We start from the raw sequence: 18,403 nt of genomic DNA on the forward strand, positions 1-18,403 counted from the left end.
GTATCATTAATTCACCCAATCGCGATGGCAGAAGGTTTACGTTTTGCGATTCGTGAAGGTGGTCGTACTGTTGGTGCGGGTGTTGTTGCTAAGGTTATTAAATAATTTTTATATTTAATAACTGTTGAAAGGGTATCATGCGATGCCCTTTCTTATCTGGTCTGTTTAGCAAAATGTTTTTATTTTAAAAAGAGCATTTTGGAAAATAGATATTATTATAAATAACATACTCATAGGTTTTATATGCAAGTAAGTAACGAAAGTCAAGCTACAAACTCGGTTCTAGATAAACTCAAATGGGGTTTAGTTTTAGTATTGATTGCAATTATTGTTTGGGGAAATTCCTATTTTGCTCAAGCAAATGATATATATCAACCTAATACAATCGTCCGCATTATTACGGTTAGTGTAATTTCACTTTTCACTTTATTTATTGCTCTTACAACCACTAAAGGTAAGTCATTTCTTGCATTTTTACAGGATTCAAGAAAAGAGTTAAGAAAGGTGGTATGGCCTTCTCGTAAAGACGCTACACAGACAACTATGCTCGTTGTGGCTGTTACAGTAGTCGTTGGTTTAGCCCTTTGGGGAATGGATACTTTATTCCGTTGGGTCGTCTTTTATTTAACATCAATAGGACGTTAATATGAGTGAAATACAACAAAAACGATGGTATGTTATTCAAGCTTATTCTGGCTATGAAGCACGTGTTGCACAATCACTACGTGAATATATCAAGTTACATAATATGGAAGATTCTTTTGGTGAAGTGCTTGTGCCTACCGAAGAAGTTGTTGAAATGAAAAGTGGTCAACGTCGTAAAAGTGAGCGTAAATTCTTTCCCGGTTATGTTTTAGTTGAAATGATGATGAATGATGCAACTTGGCACTTAGTTAAAAGTGTACCAAGAACCATGGGATTTATTGGCGGTACTTCTGACAGACCAGCTCCAATAAGCCAACGTGAAGTTGATGCTATTATGAATCGTTTACAACAAGTTGGTGATAAACCTCGTCCTAAAACGTTGTTTGAGCCAGGCGAATTGGTGCGTGTTAATGATGGTCCATTTGCAGACTTTAATGGTGTGGTTGAAGAAGTCGATTATGAAAAAAGTCGCCTGAAAGTTTCAGTTTCAATTTTTGGACGTTCAACACCTGTTGAGCTTGATTTTAGTCAAGTTGAAAAAAGTTAATTTTAATTGAATAAGTTTAGTTCAATTAAGAATAAAAAAATCACAGCAAATGCTGTGATTTTTTTTGCACAAAATAAATAGTTAAAATACGATTAACAACCTGAAACTTATTGCTATTGAATTAAGACACATGCTCTTAATATTTTGTGCGCTTTCTTTTTATATCTTAAATACAAAGTTAGTTTAATTGAAAATCTTCAAGTTGTTGTTGTAAATCTAACCAGTTCATTTCAGTGTCTTCTTGTTCGCTTTTAATTTTACTTTGTTTAAGTAGTAATTCGGTCAACGCTGTTTTTTTATCGTTTTCATAAATAGCAGGATCTGCTAGTAACTGTTCAATATTTTGTAATTGCTCAGTTAATAGCTCAAGTTTTTGCTCCATTTTTTGTAGCTCTTTTTTAATGGGTTGCATTTGTGCTCTTAATTCTGCTTCACGGCGTTTTTGTTCTTTGCGATCGGTGGCGGAAACATTTTGAATGCTATCATTTTTACTGGCTACGTTAACGGTATCTGGTTTATTTTCTGCTTTTTGTTCTTCGGCAAGCCATTTTTGGTAATCATCAAGATCGCCATTAAATGGTTCGACTTTGTGATCATGCACTAAATAAAATTCATCCGTTGTCGAGCGCAATAAATGGCGATCATGCGATACAACGACTAAAGCACCTTCAAAGCCTATAAGTGCTTCAGTTAATGCTTGACGCATATCTAAATCCAAATGGTTAGTGGGTTCATCAAGTAATAATAGATTCGGTTTTTGCCACACAATTAGCGCTAAAACCAATCGAGCTTTTTCACCGCCCGAAAATGTTTTAACTGGTTCATTCACTTTATCACCATGAAAATCAAAACCACCCAGATAGTTACGCAATTCCTGTTCTGTTATTTTTGGATCAGCAAGCTGAGTTAAATGCCAAAGTGGTGATTCATTGGCACGTAAATATTCCAATTGATGTTGAGCAAAATAGCCTAATTGAACACCTTTAGCGAGATTAATATGCCCCTCTTTAGGTTGAAGTTCGCCCGCTAATAATTTTATTAAGGTTGATTTACCGGCACCATTACGACCCAGTAAGCCTATGCGTGACCCCGGAACAAGATTTAATTTAATTTTTTCTAGTACGATTTTATCATCGTAGCCTGCCACAACTTTGTCCATCATCAGTAATGGACTTGGCAAAAATTCAGAAGGTTTGAAATTAAAATGAAAAGGATTGTCTACATGTGCAGGGGCAATGAGTTCCATTTTTTCTAGCATTTTTATTCTGCTTTGAGCTTGTTTGGCTTTGGTTGCTTTTGCTCTAAAGCGGTCTATGTAGCTTTGTAGGTGTGCGACTTTTTGTTGTTGGCTTTCATAAAGTGATTGTTGCTGTGCTAATTTAGTTGCACGTTGAACTTCAAATGATGAATAGTTACCGGTGTATTCAAACAAACTTTTTTGTTCAATATGAATAATTTTATTAACTAACGGATCTAAAAAATCACGATCATGTGAGATTAAAATTAATGTACCTTGATAGTTACTCAGCCATTTTTCTAGCCAAATAACGGCATCTAAGTCAAGGTGATTGGTAGGTTCATCAAGAAGGAGTAGATCAGAACGACACATGAGTGCTTGAGCTAGATTTAAACGCATGCGCCAACCACCAGAATAAGATTTAACTGGTAATTGTAGTTGCTCGTTGGAAAATCCTAAACCATGTAATAATGTGGCGGCTCTTGCTTGTATTGTCCATGCGTCAATGTTATCCAGTTTTTCATGAATATTAGCTATTTGTTCACCATTATTGTCTTGGTTGGCGATAGCTAGCTTTTGTTCTAGCTGTCGATATTCACGATCACCATCAATAGCATATTCAATAGCGGGTATATCTAGCGCGGGGGTTTCTTGGTTAACCCAAGCTAATTGCCATTGTGATGGAAAACTTAAGCTGCCTGCATCCGTTTGAATTTCGCCTTTTATTAATGAGAATAGGGTGGACTTTCCGCAACCATTTTTCCCAACTAACCCTACTTTTTGTTTAGGATTAATGGTAGCAGAGGCATTATCTAAAAGTAGGTTAATGCCTAAGCGAACTTGAATGGAATCAAATACTATCATGATTTTGCTGTTTAATATGTAAAATAAATTGGGTTATGCTAACAAATATTGAAAGTTATGCAAAATGAAAAAGTTTAATGGGCAAAGTGAAAGTTTTATTATTTTAGACTTTAACTTGTGGTAATAATTGGTTGAGCGTGCTATTGAATATCTCCAGATAGGGAAAAGGTTATCATTTAATCTAGTCACAAAAGAAGGATGATAATTAATTTATAGCGGGGTTTAAATTGGAAAAGTGATTTTATCAAGCCCTCTATTTTAAGCAATAAAGGGCTTAATTATAAATATAAATTATTACTGTTTTTTAATTGCGGATAATGCTCGACGAATAATATATAAGCAAATACCCACAAAGACAGCTAAACCTAAATATTGTGGTAAGAAACCTAAATCAGCCTCGATTGCTAATGGAGCTTCACCTTTACCTTGCGTGATACTAATAACAATAACGATCGCTAATAAGACACCAACTAAGCTTTCACCAACTATTAATCCCGAAGAAATTAATGCCGCTTTACGATCCACTTTTTTAAATTGTTCTTCAGGATTTAAATTGTATTTTTGAGCTTTAGCGTAAGCATTACGTTTAATTATCCATGATAGCAATGTACCGACAAAAATTGGGGCAGTAATCGTTGGTGGTAAATAGATACCTAAACCGACAGCTAGTGCGGGTAAGCGAAATTTACATTTTGCTTTCGCCAAAAGAAGATCAATAATAATAATCACGGTTCCAACGACTAATCCAATTAGAATCATTGTCCAATCAAGTTTATGTGAAAAGATTCCTTTTGCAATGGTTGTCATCAGTGTTGCTTGAGGTGCAGCTAAAACTTGTGATTGATCCATATCTGGCCGTGGTAATGCGCCCGTGAAACCATACGCGTTATAAAGAATTTCTAAAATAGGTGCGATAACAATAGCACCAACAACACAACCTATTAGTAATGCAACTTGTTGTTTCCATGGTGTGGCATTAACCAAGTAACCCGTTTTAAGATCTTGCAAGTTATCATTTGAGATACAAGCAACGGCTAATACTGCGCTGGTTGTGAATAGCGCTAAGGCTGTCGCAAAGTTTGTGCCTTCAGCCGTGGAAAGTATATTATTTGCTTCACCTAATCCAAGTAAGATAAGTGATATCACGATAGCGGCAACAATTGCAATACCTGAAATAGGGCTAGCTGACGATCCGACTAATCCTGCCATATATCCGCAAGCAGCTGCAACAAGAAAGCCCATAATAAAAGCAAATAAAACAGCACAAATAACCAGTATCCATGCAACGCCCGTCGATAACCCACTATCTGAAATAAATGAGTAAAACGTAGCGACTAAAATAATAACCATACCTGCCATAATCAAAAAGATTGATTTAGGTGATAGATCACGTTCTGTCGGTGCAATATCATTTACAGATACATCTGAACGTAACGTTTTGAATGATGTTTTTAAACCTTCAATAACTGGTTTGATTAAGGTTAATAATGTCCAAATTGCCGCAATAGCAATCGTTCCTGCGCCAATAAAACGGATATCTTTAGCCCAAAGTCCCATTGCAATATTTGCCAGAGGTTGCGTTGTATCATAATCTGTCATTGCACTTAAAATTGGAATTCCAAATCCCCAGGCAATAATGGTTCCTATTAAAACGGCAATCCCAGATACAATTCCAATCAAGTAACCTGCACTAAGAAGTGCTAATGAGAACCCCATAGGTAATTGAAAAATCGATTTTCCACTGGTAAACCAGTATGAAGCGCTTTCAGATAAAACTCGGAAACCATTGGTCAATAAACTGACAGTAGAAGCGATAACGCCTCCCACTAAAATATCTTTCAATCCTTCGTTGGCAGAAGCATCATTACTGTCTGTTTTCGAGCCTGCTTTTAAAATCTCAGCGGCAGCAACACCTTCAGGATAAGGTAATGTACTTTTGACTACCATCACATGACGTAATGGAATTGAGAATAGTACCCCAAGCATTCCCCCAGCGGCACAAATGGCAAAAGTTAACCAAAATGGAAAATCTTGCCAGTAACCAATCATCAATAATCCAGGTAGAACGAATATAATAGATGATAGCGTTCCGGCAGCAGAAGCTTGAGTTTGTACCATGTTATTTTCTAATATGGTTGATCCTGAAAATAGTCTTAAGATTGCCATTGAGATGACAGCGGCAGGAATAGCCGAAGAAAAGGTTAATCCGACTTTTAAACCAAGGTACACATTTGATGCAGTAAAAATAATTGTAATAAAAGCACCAAGAATTGTGCCTCGAAGTGTAAGTTCTCGTAAATTATTCATATATTATCGTAAAGTTAATTCAATATGCGGTTATTATATACTTAATTCAGCTTTATGGGCTAGAAGTTATGATAACTCAATTAATTTAATCTTTTTTGTGCGTGTTTCAGGATAAATAATAGACAATTATATTTACAATAGTATAAATTCACTATTGAAAATAAAAACAGTTTAAATTTATGATACACTGATTAGATTAATGTTCCGTTACGATTGGTGAGATAGATTGTGAACCCACTCAAGCGTTTACTTGCAATTACTAAACAATTACGTGACCCTATTGACGGTTGTGAATGGGATCGCATGCAGACTTTTGATTCATTAAAATCTTATACACTAGAAGAAACTTATGAAGTTCTTGATGCGATAGATAAACAGGATATGAATGAACTCAAAAAAGAATTGGGCGATTTATTGTTTCAAATTATTTTTTACGCCGATCTTGCCAGTGAACAAGGTCAGTTTGATTTTGAGGATATCTGTCAAGCTGTTGCTGATAAATTAGTTAGTCGTCATCCGCATATTTTTGATGATAAGACAACTGAAAAACCGAATTGGGAACAATTAAAACAAAAAGAGCGTGACGAGCGCGCACAATACTCATTGTTAGATGACATACCTAACGCCATTCCTGCTTTAATGAAAGCCGAAAAAATCCAAAAACGTTGTGCATCGGTTGGGTTTGATTGGCAGGAGTTAACGCCAGTTTTAAATAAAGTTAAGGAAGAGCTCGACGAAGTAGAACATGAGCTAAATAAAACAGTACAAGATCAATCAAAAATCGAGGAAGAACTGGGGGATCTGTTTTTTGCGACCGTCAATTTAGCCAGACATCTAAAAGTTAAATCGGAGCTCTGTTTACAACGGGCAAATCATAAATTTGAACGTCGATTTAAACAAGTTGAAGCAATACTGAAACAAAATAATCGTCGTTTAACGGATGCAACACTTGAAGAAATGGAAGCCGCATGGCAACTTGTTAAACAATTGGAAATATCAACTAGCGAAGTAAATAAATATGACTGAAAAAAATGAATTATATCAAGAAATCGAAGCATGGGCACAAAATGCCATTTTACATAGTCCAACGTGGAGTATTAACCAGCTCGATTATTCCGAAAAAAGTATTTCTGTTGTTGAAATGATTATTGGTGAATTAGCTGAGAAAAATTTTAGTATTCCTGAAGAACAGCTTAATATGATTGCTCAAGAGTATGGTTGTTATTTATTACTGACAGCCCAAAAATTATACGGCGGTGAGTTTTATTGGAATGAAGAACTTGAACAACCGATGTTAATTAGTTGTGAACCACAAGCGGCTATCGTGTTATTAACTTGGAATAAAGTCAAAGGGCGCCTTTTAGGGGATGAAGCAGATCATCTTGCCTTTTTCTTAGAAGGGTTTGCTGAGGCGACTAAAAATCCTGAAAATGGTTCTCAGGTTGTCTATTTATAGCCAAGTAATCCAATAACCAAAGGTTATTAGCTGATACAAATTCATGGTATCAGCTAATGGTAATTTAATGCCAATTATCAAAGTAAATATTCATTGGCAATTTCAATCCGATAAATAACAATATTTAGGTTGTAATCAATAAACGTTATAGTTTAGACAGATCAATAAATATTGAGTAGTAAACCTTACTCCCGCTCAGTAGGGTATGGGCATAAGGTTAACTTAGTCAATCGCTTTATACTTCTAAATAATCTAAAATCCCATCTGCCGCTTTGCGACCTTCGCTAATGGCAGTCACCACTAAATCCGATCCTCTTACTGCATCACCACCAGCAAAGATTTTTGGATGGCTGGTTTGGTAGCCTTTAATTTCTGGGGCAACAATACGACCTTGAGTATCAAAATTGACACCATGTTCTGCTAACCAAGGCATGGCATGAGGTCTAAAACCAAATGCCATAATAACAGCATCGGCAGGAAGTATGAATTCAGATCCTTCGATAATCACTGGCGAACGGCGACCATTTTCATCGGGTTGACCGAGTTCTGTTCTAACCATTTTGACACCAGTAACTTGACCTGTATTGTTAATTTCAATACTGAGTGGTTGTACATTAAATTGGAATTGTGCACCTTCTTCTTTCGCATTTTTTACTTCTCGTTTAGAGCCGGGCATATTGGCTTCATCTCGACGATAAGCACAGGTGACTTCAATTGCACCTTGACGAATTGACGTCCGTACACAGTCCATGGCTGTATCACCACCGCCTAAAACCACAACACGCTTATTTTTCATGTCAATGTAAGGCGTATCATCGCTTTGATTATGCTTCATAATATGTTTGGTATTGGCAATTAAAAATGGAAGGGCATCATAAACACCATCCGCATCTTCATTCATTAGACCGGCTCGCATTGATTGATAAGTACCGGTTCCAACAAAAATAGCATCAAATTCATTGAGTAAGTCCGTTAATTGTACCGTTTTCCCCACTTCGGTATTCAGCCGAAATTCAATACCCATGTCGGTAAAGATACGTCGACGATTAATCAACACTTCTTTATCTAATTTAAAGGCAGGAATACCAAAGGTTAATAGTCCACCTATTTCAGGATGGCGGTCAAAAACAACGGGCGTCACACCATTGCGGACTAGCACATCGGCACAAGCAAGTCCTGCAGGCCCTGCACCAATGATTGCAACTTTTAACCCTGTTTTTTCAACATTAGACAAGTTAGGCTTCCAACCCAGTTTAAAGGCTTCATCGGTAATATAACGTTCAATGTTACCAATAGTTACTGCACCGAACTCAGCATTTAAAGTACATGAGCCTTCACAAAGCCGATCTTGAGGGCAAACCCGACCACACACTTCTGGTAGACTGTTTGTTTGATGAGAAAGCTCAACCGCTTCTAAAATTTTGCCTTCATTCACCAGTTTTAGCCAATTAGGTATATAGTTATGAACAGGACAACGCCATTCACAATAAGGATTCCCACACGCTAAGCAGCGATCGGCTTGGGCTTGTGATTGTGAAGCCGAAAATCCCTCATAAATTTCAACAAACTCTATTTTTCGAATATTCAACGATTTTTTAGGTGGATCAACACGTTGTAAATCGATGAACTGATAAACATTTTGACTCATTTCCGTGCTCTCCTTATTGTGCTTGAACATGAAGTTCTGCTGATGATCGGCTTCGATGACCGAGCAGCGCTTTTACATCACTGGATTTAGGTTTAACTAATACAAATTGTTTAGCGAAATCTTCCCAGTTAGCTAAAATTTCTTCAGCACGTGAAGAGTGGGTTAGTTGAGCATGTTCCATGATTAAGCCTCGTAGATGCTCTTCATGAATCGAATAATCAGCAACGTTTAACATTTCAACGAGTTCTTGGTTAATCCGTTTATGGAAATCACCATCGGCATCTAAAATATAAGCAAATCCACCGGTCATGCCAGCACCAAAGTTAACACCAGTTTTACCTAAGACACAGACAATGCCACCTGTCATATATTCACAGCCGTTATCGCCGATACCTTCAACCACGCTAATTGCACCAGAGTTACGTACGGCAAAACGTTCACCAGCACGTCCTGCTGCAAACAATTTACCGCCAGTTGCACCATATAGACAGGTGTTACCGGCAATGGTTGCTTCATGACTTAAAAATGCCGAGCCTTGAGGTGGTCGAATGACGATGCGACCCCCTGCCATGCCTTTACCAACGTAGTCATTGGCATCACCTGTTAGGGTTAAATTTACGCCACCAGCATTCCAAACACCAAAGCTTTGCCCAGCAGTACCGGTGAAATTGAGTGAAATTGGATCGGCAACTAAACCTTGATCGCCATATTTTTTGGCAATATAACCTGATAAGCTAGTTCCCACCGAACGATCAGTATTTTGAATATCAAAGTAGAAACTTTTACTTTGACGATTATCCACAAATTGTTGTGTTTGAGTAATAATTTCTTTATTCAATACACCTTTATCAAACGGTTTATTATCTTCAATACAGTAGACGGGTTTGCCTTCTACTGGTGTCGCAGTTTCAAGTAAACCTGATAAATCCAGTTTTTGTTGTTTAGCCGTAATACCATCAAGCTCTAACAGTAAATCGGTACGTCCAATTAAATCAACAATTCGACTTATGCCTAGTTCTGCCATGACTTCCCTTGTGTTACGTGCAATAAAACGGAAATAGTTCATCGCTTTTTCAGGTAAACCATGATAATGGTCACTACGTAATTTTTCATCTTGTGTCGCAACACCTGTGGCACAGTTATTTAAATGGCAAATACGTAGATATTTACAACCTAAAGCCACCATTGGCCCCGTACCAAAGCCGAAACTTTCTGCACCTAAAATTGCCGCTTTTACAATGTCTGTACCGGTTTTTAACCCACCGTCAACCTGTAAACGAATTTTGTGACGTAAACCATTAGCAACCAATGATTGTTGTGTTTCAACTAAACCCAGTTCCCATGGTGAGCCAGCATATTTGACTGACGTTAATGGGCTAGCACCGGTACCACCATCATATCCCGAAATCGTGATCAAATCGGCATAAGCTTTTGCGACCCCAGTTGCAATAGTTCCTACGCCAGGTTCGGACACTAATTTCACCGAAATCATTGCTTGAGGGTTAATCTGTTTTAGATCAAAGATCAACTGTGCCAAATCTTCGATTGAATAAATATCGTGATGCGGTGGTGGCGAGATTAATGTCACCCCAGGTACGGAAAAACGTAATTTAGCTATGTAAGGGGTTACTTTGTCACCTGGTAATTGACCGCCTTCACCCGGTTTTGCACCTTGCGCTACTTTGATCTGAATCACATCAGCACTCATTAAATAGCCCGGCGTTACACCAAATCGACCTGATGCGACTTGTTTTATGCGTGACACTTTTATACTGTTATACCGAGCAGGATCTTCACCTCCTTCGCCTGAATTAGAATAGCCACCTAATGTGTTCATTGCTTCAGCAAGCGATTCATGAGCTTCAGGACTTAATGCACCAATTGACATCGCCGCCGAATCAAAACGTTTGAATAGTGACTCTTCAGGTTCAACCTGATCTAACGAAATTGCTGCATTTTCAGGGGGATTAAGTTTTAATAAATCCCGTAATGTCGCTGGCGGGCGATTATTAACGATATCGGTATAAAGCTTATAATCTTCGTAACGCCCATTGTTAACCGCTTTTTGTAACGATTGAACTACATCGGGATTATAAGCATGATATTCGCCGCCATGGACAAATTTGAGTAAACCACCTTGGTCTAATGGTTTACGGCGTAACCATGCTTTTTTCGATAAATTGAACTGATCTTGAGCAAAATCATCAAAATTTGCACCACTAATACGGCTAGTCACACCTTGGAAACAAAGTTCTACCACATCTTTATGCAGACCAACCGCTTCAAAAAGTTTTGAGCAGCGGTACGAGGCGACAGTGGATATTCCCATTTTAGACATGATTTTGTACAAGCCTTTATTAATACCATTGCGGTAGTTGATAATGGCTTCACGGTAAGACTTATTTATCGTGCCATTGTCGACCATTTGGGCTAGGGTTTCGTAAGCTAAATAAGGATAGATAGCCGTTGCACCAAAACCAAGCAGCACGGCAAATTGGTGTGGATCGCGACAGCTTGCGGTTTCAACAATAATATTGGCATCACAGCGTAAGTTTTTTTCAACTAGACGTTGCTGTACTGCACCTACAGCCATTGGGGCAGGAATCGGTAATCGATCGGCTGCAATATTTTTATCGGACAAAATGATTAATACGGTACCATTACGTACTTTGGCTTCGGCATCACCGCATAATTGTTCAATGGCATCACGCAAGCTACCATCGATTTCGTAAGTAATATCTAGTGTTTCTGATTGATAGTAACGTGATTCCAATGCAGTTAATTGTTGGAAATCAGAGTAAACCAAAACAGGGTATTTAAACGCGACTCGATGTGCTTGACCTTCGGCTTCAGCAAAGACATTCATCTCGCGACCAATGCTAGTTGATAGCGACATGACGTGAGCTTCACGTAATGGATCAATCGGCGGATTGGTTACCTGCGCAAATTTTTGACGAAAATAATCATAGATTAATCGAGGTTTACTTGATAAGACAGCAAATGGCGTATCATCGCCCATTGAACCTGTTGCTTCTTGCCCATTTTCACCTAAGACACGAATACATTGATCAATTTCTTCTGCACTATAACCAAACTGTTTTTGGTAAGTAGCTAGTAAAGTGTCATCGTAATCACGTGAGCCAATGTTCTCATCAGGTAGACTTTCAAAAGGGATAAGCTGTTTAACATTTTTTGCCATCCATTCTTTATAAGGATGACGTTTTTGTAAGTCATTGTCCGTTTCAGAAGATTGTAAGATACGACCTTCTTCGGTATCGATAACTAATAACTCACCCGGCCCAACTCGTCCTTTGCTGACGACTTCATCAGGTTGATAATCCCAAATACCAATTTCAGAAGCACAGGTAATGAGTTTATCGGTGGTAATAACATAACGAGCAGGACGTAAGCCATTTCGATCTAAATTACATGCGGCATAGCGACCGTCTGACATAACAATACCTGCTGGGCCATCCCACGGTTCCATATGCATCGAATTAAAGTCAAAGAAGGCACGAAGATCTTCATTCATATCGGGATTATTTTGCCATGCCGGTGGTACTAATAAGCGCATCGCCCTGACAATATCCATCCCACCGACAAGGAACAGTTCTAACATGTTATCCAGTGAACTGGAATCAGACCCTGTGACATTCACAAACGGAGCCGCATTTTGTAAATCAGGAATCAGTGGTGTTTTAAATTTGTAGGAACGGGCTTTTGCCCATTGACGATTGCCTTCAATGGTATTGATTTCACCATTATGCGCTAAATGTCTAAACGGTTGAGCAAGTGGCCAACGTGGAACGGTATTGGTTGAAAAACGTTGATGGAATAAACAAATCGCCGTTTCCATTCGAATATCGGCTAAATCTAAATAGAATCGAGGCAAATCTTTAGGCATACATAAGCCTTTGTAGATATTAACCTGATTCGAAAAGCTACAAACATAAAAGGTGTCGTCTTGTACGCGTTTTTCAATGCGACGGCGAACCATATATAAACGGCGTTCTAAATCAATTTTCGTCCATCCTGCTGGCGCATTGACAAAGACTTGTTCAATTTTAGGCAGTGAAGATAATGCAATTTCACCTAAAACACTTTTATCAATAGGCACTTCACGCCAACCTAATATTGATAGCGTTTCGTCAGCTAATTCCTCTTCTACAATCTGACGGCTTGCTTGTGCTTCTTGCTCATCTTGGCTAAGAAACAGCATGCCTACCGCATAATTAGTTGCTAAACGCCAACCTGTGTCTTGCGCTACTAATCTAAAAAATCGATCTGGTTTTTGTAATAAAAGTCCACAGCCATCGCCGGTTTTACCGTCAGATAAGATTGCGCCTCGATGCTGCATTCTTGCTAATCCGTGGATAGCGGTGCGCACCACTTTATGACTTGGTTGCCCTTCAATATGAGCAATCAGACCAAATCCGCAGTTATCTTTTTCATGATGCTGGTTATATAACATATCATTGCCTCTAATTCATCGCTTTATAATTTGTGAAGGTATAGGCATTAATCCCATATTGGCTAAGAAATTAAAGAAAAATGCTATTTTGGTCAAATAAATATTACTTATAAGTCAATCTTTTAATAAGTTGTACTAAAGTTATTAATGAAGCTAATAATAGAACATTATCTTTTCATTTAACTATTAGCATAACTAAATGATTTAACATGATAAAAATTATTGGGCTTATAAAATTGTTAATGATAATATGCTAATGTAAATTTTAAATAGTGTGATAACAATTTAATTCATTAATCATTATGAAAGGAATGTTTAATTTAATGAAAATTTTTAAAATAGTGTTCATATTAATTGCAAGTATATTATTTGTTGGATGTTCTGCAAGAGTTGATTTAGCCGATCCAAAATTAGATCGTGAAGCTAAAAAATTTGCTGAACCAGATGCAAATTTTTCAGGTATTTATATTTATAGAGATAGTCTAATGGGTAAACCTAGCAAAAAGGCTATTTATATTGATGGGGAATATTTGGGTAAAACGGCTGACAGAACTTATTTTTATAAAATTGTTAAGCCTGGCTATCATACCATTGAAACAGAATCTGAATTTAGTAATAATTCGCTAGAGATTTATGCAGAGGGAGGCAGTAACTATTTTATCAGGCAATATATTAAAATGGGTGTTTTTGTTCCAGGAGCGGGTCTTCAAGAGGTTAATGAACTGTTAGCCAAGAAAAGTATAATAAAAAGTAAATTAATCAAAACAGAATAAAATTATTCTAACTTGATAAGCATTGTTCAAAATTACTATTTTTAATTTACTTAATTCCGTTGGTAAAAACTGACGGAATTGTCATATTTTCAAGTTCTAGTCTATTTACTTAATCCTGTTATAATTCCTTCTATTTATGGTTTCACAAGACTATTATGCAAACTCAAATTACAATTGTTGGAGCAGGGGCTGCGGGTCTATTTTGTGCTGGATTATTAGGGCAAAAAGGGCATCGTGTGACCGTTATTGATAACGGAAAAAAACCGGGACGAAAGATCTTAATGTCGGGTGGCGGAAAATGTAATTTTACTAATCTTGATGTGGATGCGCACCATTACATTTCTGAAAATCGTCATTTTTGTAAATCAGCCTTGAAACGATTTAACCAATGGGATTTTATCCAATTAGTTAATCAATATAATATTGCTTATCATGAAAAAGATCATGGTCAGTTGTTTTGTGATAATTCAGCCAAAGATATTGTCGATATGCTGCTTAACGAGTGTCAAAAAGGAAAAGTTAACCTAATGATGCAAACGCAATTAGATGACGTCGAAGCGGTTGAAGATGGATTTAAATTGCAGACTTCGCAAGGTATGCTGAGTTGTCAAAACCTGATTATTGCTACAGGCGGGTTATCGATGCCAGCACTCGGTATGACTTCAATAGGTTATAAAGTGGCAGAAAAATTTTCCATTCCAATTGTACCGGTCAAAGCTGGGCTGGTGCCTTTTACCTTACATAAACCCTTATTAGATGTGTTATCGCAACTATCCGGTATTGCTATTCCGGTTGAAGTGACTTATGAGCAAATGCATTTTAAAGAAAATTTATTATTTACTCATCGAGGGCTTTCAGGCCCAGCCATTTTACAGATATCAAACTATTGGCGAGTGGGTGAGCCCATTACGATCAACTTATTACCAGATATGACATTTGAATCATCATTTAAACCGTTATTAGAAAAAAATCGTAACCAGACTTTGAAAAATTGTTTAGCACAAATTTTACCTAAAAGAGTAGTAGAAGCATTGATACAACTGGATATGATTACAGATATCACTGTGAAACAACTCAATTTGTATCAACAACAGCGTCTTTTTGACACATTAACCAAGTGGCATATTGTACCAAACGGAACCGAAGGGTATCGAACGGCTGAAGTCACATTAGGCGGGGTGAGTACCGATGCATTATCATCAAAAACAATGGCGACCAAGTCACAGCCGAATCTTTATTTTATTGGCGAAGTGGTTGATGTAACGGGTTGGTTAGGTGGTTATAATTTTCAGTGGGCTTGGAGCAGTGCCTTTGCATGTGCGAAGGCATTGGATGAAAAAACTGTTAGCCATCAATGTTAATGATTCATTACACCCATTTGAATATGGTACTTTTTGACCTTATATTGTAATGTAGTACGCGAAACATTTAATAATTTAGCGGCATTGATAATTTTTCCATTAGCTTGATTTAACGCATCGATAATCAATTGTCGCTCATAGTTTTCCACTTGGGTTGTTAAATCCCTAAATCGAGAAAAATTTGTGGCAGAATCATCGATTTTTGTCATGACATCTGCTTGCTGATGAGGGCTTTCAATTTCAAATAGCTCTTCATCAAGAACGATATGTTGTAATTCTCCGGGTTCATTTTGTAAAACCATACTTCGGACAATTGCATTTTCAAGCATACGTACATTGCCTGGCCATGGTGCTGACATCAATTGTTTCAAAGCATGCTTACTTATACCACTGATGGTTACTTTTATCTCATCTTGGTGTTTATCAATAAAATAGCGAGCTAAAACAGGAATATCTTCTGTCCGTTCGCGTAGTGCAGGAAGTTTTATTAATCCCACATTTAATCGATAAAACAGATCACTGCGCATTTTACCGTTTTTTAAAAGATCAGTAGGTGATTCGTTCATGGCGGCCACAATGCGAACATCCGAATGCAGCTCTTTTTTGCCACCTAGTCGCCAGTAGGTTTTTTCTTGTAGAAATCGCAATAACTTGCTTTGCATTTCAAGTGGCATGGCGTTTAGTTCATCAAGAAATAGTGTGCCACCGTTAGCCAGTTCTAGATAACCTTGGCGATTTTCAGCTCCCGTAAAGGCGCCTTTCACAGTACCAAATAGTGTACTTTCAATTAGCGTAGTAGGTAGTGCACTACAATTGAGTGATATAAAGGCTTTATCTCGGCGGTCGCTAGTTTGATGAATTAAATGGGCGAAGAGTTCTTTACCGGTACCTGTCTCACCAACAATGAGTACTGGCACATCATTAGCGCCTAAAATATTCGTTTGATCAATGACCGATTGCATTTTTTGAGATACAAATACGATTTCGGGAAGTGATTGTTCTTTACTGTGATATAAACGGCTGTTGAGTTTAAAAACTTGATCTTGTAATTGTCTTATATTAGATAAATTTCGACCGATTTCGATTGCGCCAATGATCTGTTTGTTATGATTGTAAAGTGGAACCGTGGTATGCAAATAATCGACAACTTTACCAACATGATTATAATAGCATTGATAATTATCCAGATATTCCTTACCTTCTAGCAAGGCTTTTAACATAGTACTATCTTCTTTTTGTAAATTAGGATAAACTTTAAGCAATGGTTTTCCTATAGCTTTATCTTGAGGATAGCCATCGAGTTCTGCACTTTCCTGATTGTAGTAAATATATTTACCTTCTTTATCAATAATGGCCATTGGCTGATGTATTAAATCAAAAAAATGTTTAAATATTTCCAGTGATTGTAATAATTCAGGATCAACTGTCATGATATTAGTACCTTATAAAATTTGGATTATTGCTTAATAGCATACTTTTATTTAAATACCTTTCGACTATCACTAAAAAATGACAAATTTTTGTCATAAAGACATGTTTTTAACTTAATGACAAAAATTGTTGCTAGATTGTTTAGTTTAACTTATTGATTATTTGTATTATTAAGTTGGCATGCTGATTGCATTACAAGAGAAAAGCCATTTTACTTATTTTCTTATGTACTTTTTGAGTACTCATTAACTGGAGGTCATATGTCCGACAAAATTATGTCAAATTATAACAAATTACGTCACGATCTTATAACTAAAGATCGTCGTTTTAGTGCTGAAAACGGTAAATTATGTTTTGATGGCGTTAATTTAGAAGAGTTAGCAAGAAAATATCCAACGCCTTTTTATGTGTTTTCTGAAAAAGAAATTGATCGTAATATTCAAGAAATTAAACAAGCATTCAAAGCGCATCCAAAAACAAAAATTTTCTATGCTTCTAAAACTTGTTCTGTTATGGGCGTACTCAAAGCCATTAAAGATGCGGGTATTTACGCTGAAGCAAACTCAATGTTTGAAGTACGTAAATGTTTAGAGATTGGTTTTCCGGGTAGTCAAATCGTGTTTAATGGTGTGGTAAAAAAACCAGTTGATCTTGAATATGCCATTAAAAATGATTTGTATATTATTAACGTCGATAGTTTATATGAACTTGATATTATCGATGAAATATCAAAAAAATTGAAAAAAGTGGCGAATGTGTGTGTACGTGTTGAACCGAATGTACCATCAGCAACTCACGCTGAATTAGTTACTGCTTATCATGCTAAGTCAGGTATCGATTTAGAACAAGCAGAAGAGACTTGTCGCCGTATTCTTGAAATGCCTTATGTCCATTTACGTGGTCTACATATGCACGTTGGGGATCAAGTACCGGAAGCTGAACCTTTTGCGAAAGCAACCAAAGTACTTGTTGATGAATCTCGCCGTTTAGAAGAGGTGTTAGGAATTAAGTTTGATTTAATTAATGTAGGGGGTGGTATTCCTGTTCCTTATAAATACGATGACGAAAACGGTAACCCATTACAAGACAATATGTATGCCGGTATTACTGCCCAAGATTTTGCTGATGCAGTCATTCGTGAAGTACATAAATGGCGTACCGATGTTGAAATCTGTATTGAACCAGGTCGAAAAGTTACCGGTTCAGCTGGGGTGCTATTAACAGAAGTTGCCTGTGAAAAACGTAAAACGAATTACGATTTAGACGGTAACATTGAAGAACATGTTGAATGGAAATTTGTTGATGCAGGTTATAGCGTGTTATCTGATAGTCAACATTTCGATTGGTTCTTCTATGTTTATAATGCATCTCGAATTAATGAATCACATGATGAATATATTAAATTAGCCGGTCCTTTGTGTGATGGTGGTGACTACTATCATGTTGGTGTTAAAGGTGAAGAGTTCTTATTACCTAAAGATACCGACATTGGCGATATTATTGCTTTCCTTGATGCTGGAGCTTATACCATTGAAAGTCAGACAGTCTATAACAATCGCCCTCGTACGTCGGTTGTGATGATAGACAAAAAAGGCAAAGATCGCTTGATTCGCCGTGAGGACACTTACGAAGATATGGTTGGATACGACATCTATTAATCATG

General features: G+C 37.2%; 12 protein-coding genes and 1 pseudogene. 8 read left to right on the top strand and 5 right to left on the bottom strand.

Annotated features, from left to right (window positions below):
* The 3 genes and pseudogenes from ACGH6R_RS09410 to nusG all read left to right on the top strand — a co-directional run.
* Positions 1–105: pseudogene (locus ACGH6R_RS09410) on the top strand (elongation factor Tu); the annotation flags it as partial.
* 138 nt (positions 106–243) lie between these two features.
* Positions 244–645, top strand: a complete 402-nt coding sequence (gene secE / locus ACGH6R_RS09415) for a preprotein translocase subunit SecE (RefSeq protein WP_065559723.1) — start codon at positions 244–246, stop codon at positions 643–645.
* Between the two features lies 1 nt (position 646).
* On the top strand, positions 647–1,192 hold the full coding sequence (gene nusG / locus ACGH6R_RS09420; RefSeq protein ID WP_065559722.1) for a transcription termination/antitermination protein NusG: 546 nt from the start codon (positions 647–649) through the stop codon (positions 1,190–1,192).
* 178 nt (positions 1,193–1,370) lie between these two features.
* On the opposite strand, the gene ACGH6R_RS09425 is transcribed toward nusG, so the two are convergent.
* Both ACGH6R_RS09425 and ACGH6R_RS09430 read right to left on the bottom strand, forming a co-directional pair.
* Positions 1,371–3,293: an ABC transporter ATP-binding protein gene (locus ACGH6R_RS09425; RefSeq protein ID WP_411599576.1), complete on the bottom strand. Its 1,923-nt coding sequence runs from the start codon at positions 3,291–3,293 to the stop codon at positions 1,371–1,373.
* A 294-nt stretch (positions 3,294–3,587) separates the two neighbouring features.
* Positions 3,588–5,600: an OPT family oligopeptide transporter gene (locus ACGH6R_RS09430; RefSeq protein WP_411599577.1), complete on the bottom strand. Its 2,013-nt coding sequence runs from the start codon at positions 5,598–5,600 to the stop codon at positions 3,588–3,590.
* A gap of 228 nt (positions 5,601–5,828) precedes the next feature.
* Between ACGH6R_RS09430 and mazG the strand changes: the two genes are divergently transcribed.
* On the top strand, positions 5,829–6,626 hold the full coding sequence (mazG, locus tag ACGH6R_RS09435) for a nucleoside triphosphate pyrophosphohydrolase (protein ID WP_267360762.1): 798 nt from the start codon (positions 5,829–5,831) through the stop codon (positions 6,624–6,626).
* Positions 6,619–7,056, top strand: coding sequence for a hypothetical protein (locus ACGH6R_RS09440; RefSeq protein ID WP_065559718.1), 438 nt, complete (start codon positions 6,619–6,621; stop codon positions 7,054–7,056). The genes mazG and ACGH6R_RS09440 overlap by 8 nt, the downstream gene beginning before the upstream one ends.
* A gap of 235 nt (positions 7,057–7,291) precedes the next feature.
* Here the strand turns inward: ACGH6R_RS09440 and ACGH6R_RS09445 are convergent, their stop codons facing one another.
* Both ACGH6R_RS09445 and gltB read right to left on the bottom strand, forming a co-directional pair.
* Positions 7,292–8,704, bottom strand: a complete 1,413-nt coding sequence (locus tag ACGH6R_RS09445) for an FAD-dependent oxidoreductase (protein ID WP_411599579.1) — start codon at positions 8,702–8,704, stop codon at positions 7,292–7,294.
* A gap of 13 nt (positions 8,705–8,717) precedes the next feature.
* Entirely contained in the window at positions 8,718–13,175 is a 4,458-nt protein-coding gene (gene gltB, locus ACGH6R_RS09450; RefSeq protein WP_411599581.1) for a glutamate synthase large subunit, read from the bottom strand.
* 323 nt (positions 13,176–13,498) lie between these two features.
* On the opposite strand from gltB, the gene ACGH6R_RS09455 reads away from it, so the two are divergent.
* Both ACGH6R_RS09455 and ACGH6R_RS09460 read left to right on the top strand, forming a co-directional pair.
* Positions 13,499–13,948 (top strand): DUF2846 domain-containing protein, encoded by a 450-nt coding sequence (locus tag ACGH6R_RS09455; RefSeq protein ID WP_267352025.1) that lies wholly within the window; start codon positions 13,499–13,501, stop codon positions 13,946–13,948.
* A 155-nt stretch (positions 13,949–14,103) separates the two neighbouring features.
* The gene (locus ACGH6R_RS09460) at positions 14,104–15,309 is read left to right on the top strand and encodes an NAD(P)/FAD-dependent oxidoreductase (protein WP_411599583.1); all 1,206 of its coding nucleotides are present in this window, start codon (positions 14,104–14,106) and stop codon (positions 15,307–15,309) included.
* Here the strand turns inward: ACGH6R_RS09460 and ACGH6R_RS09465 are convergent.
* Positions 15,306–16,742 (bottom strand): sigma-54 interaction domain-containing protein, encoded by a 1,437-nt coding sequence (locus ACGH6R_RS09465; RefSeq protein ID WP_411599643.1) that lies wholly within the window; start codon positions 16,740–16,742, stop codon positions 15,306–15,308. The two genes, ACGH6R_RS09460 and ACGH6R_RS09465, sit on opposite strands and share 4 nt — an antisense overlap.
* 258 nt (positions 16,743–17,000) lie before the next feature.
* Between ACGH6R_RS09465 and lysA the strand changes: the two genes are divergently transcribed.
* Positions 17,001–18,398 (top strand): diaminopimelate decarboxylase, encoded by a 1,398-nt coding sequence (lysA, locus tag ACGH6R_RS09470; protein ID WP_411599584.1) that lies wholly within the window; start codon positions 17,001–17,003, stop codon positions 18,396–18,398.
* Positions 18,399–18,403 lie beyond the last annotated feature (5 nt).

The organism is Gilliamella sp. CG13, assembly GCF_046635805.1.
In the GTDB taxonomy this organism is placed as follows: Bacteria; Pseudomonadota; Gammaproteobacteria; order Enterobacterales; family Orbaceae; genus Gilliamella; species Gilliamella apicola_I.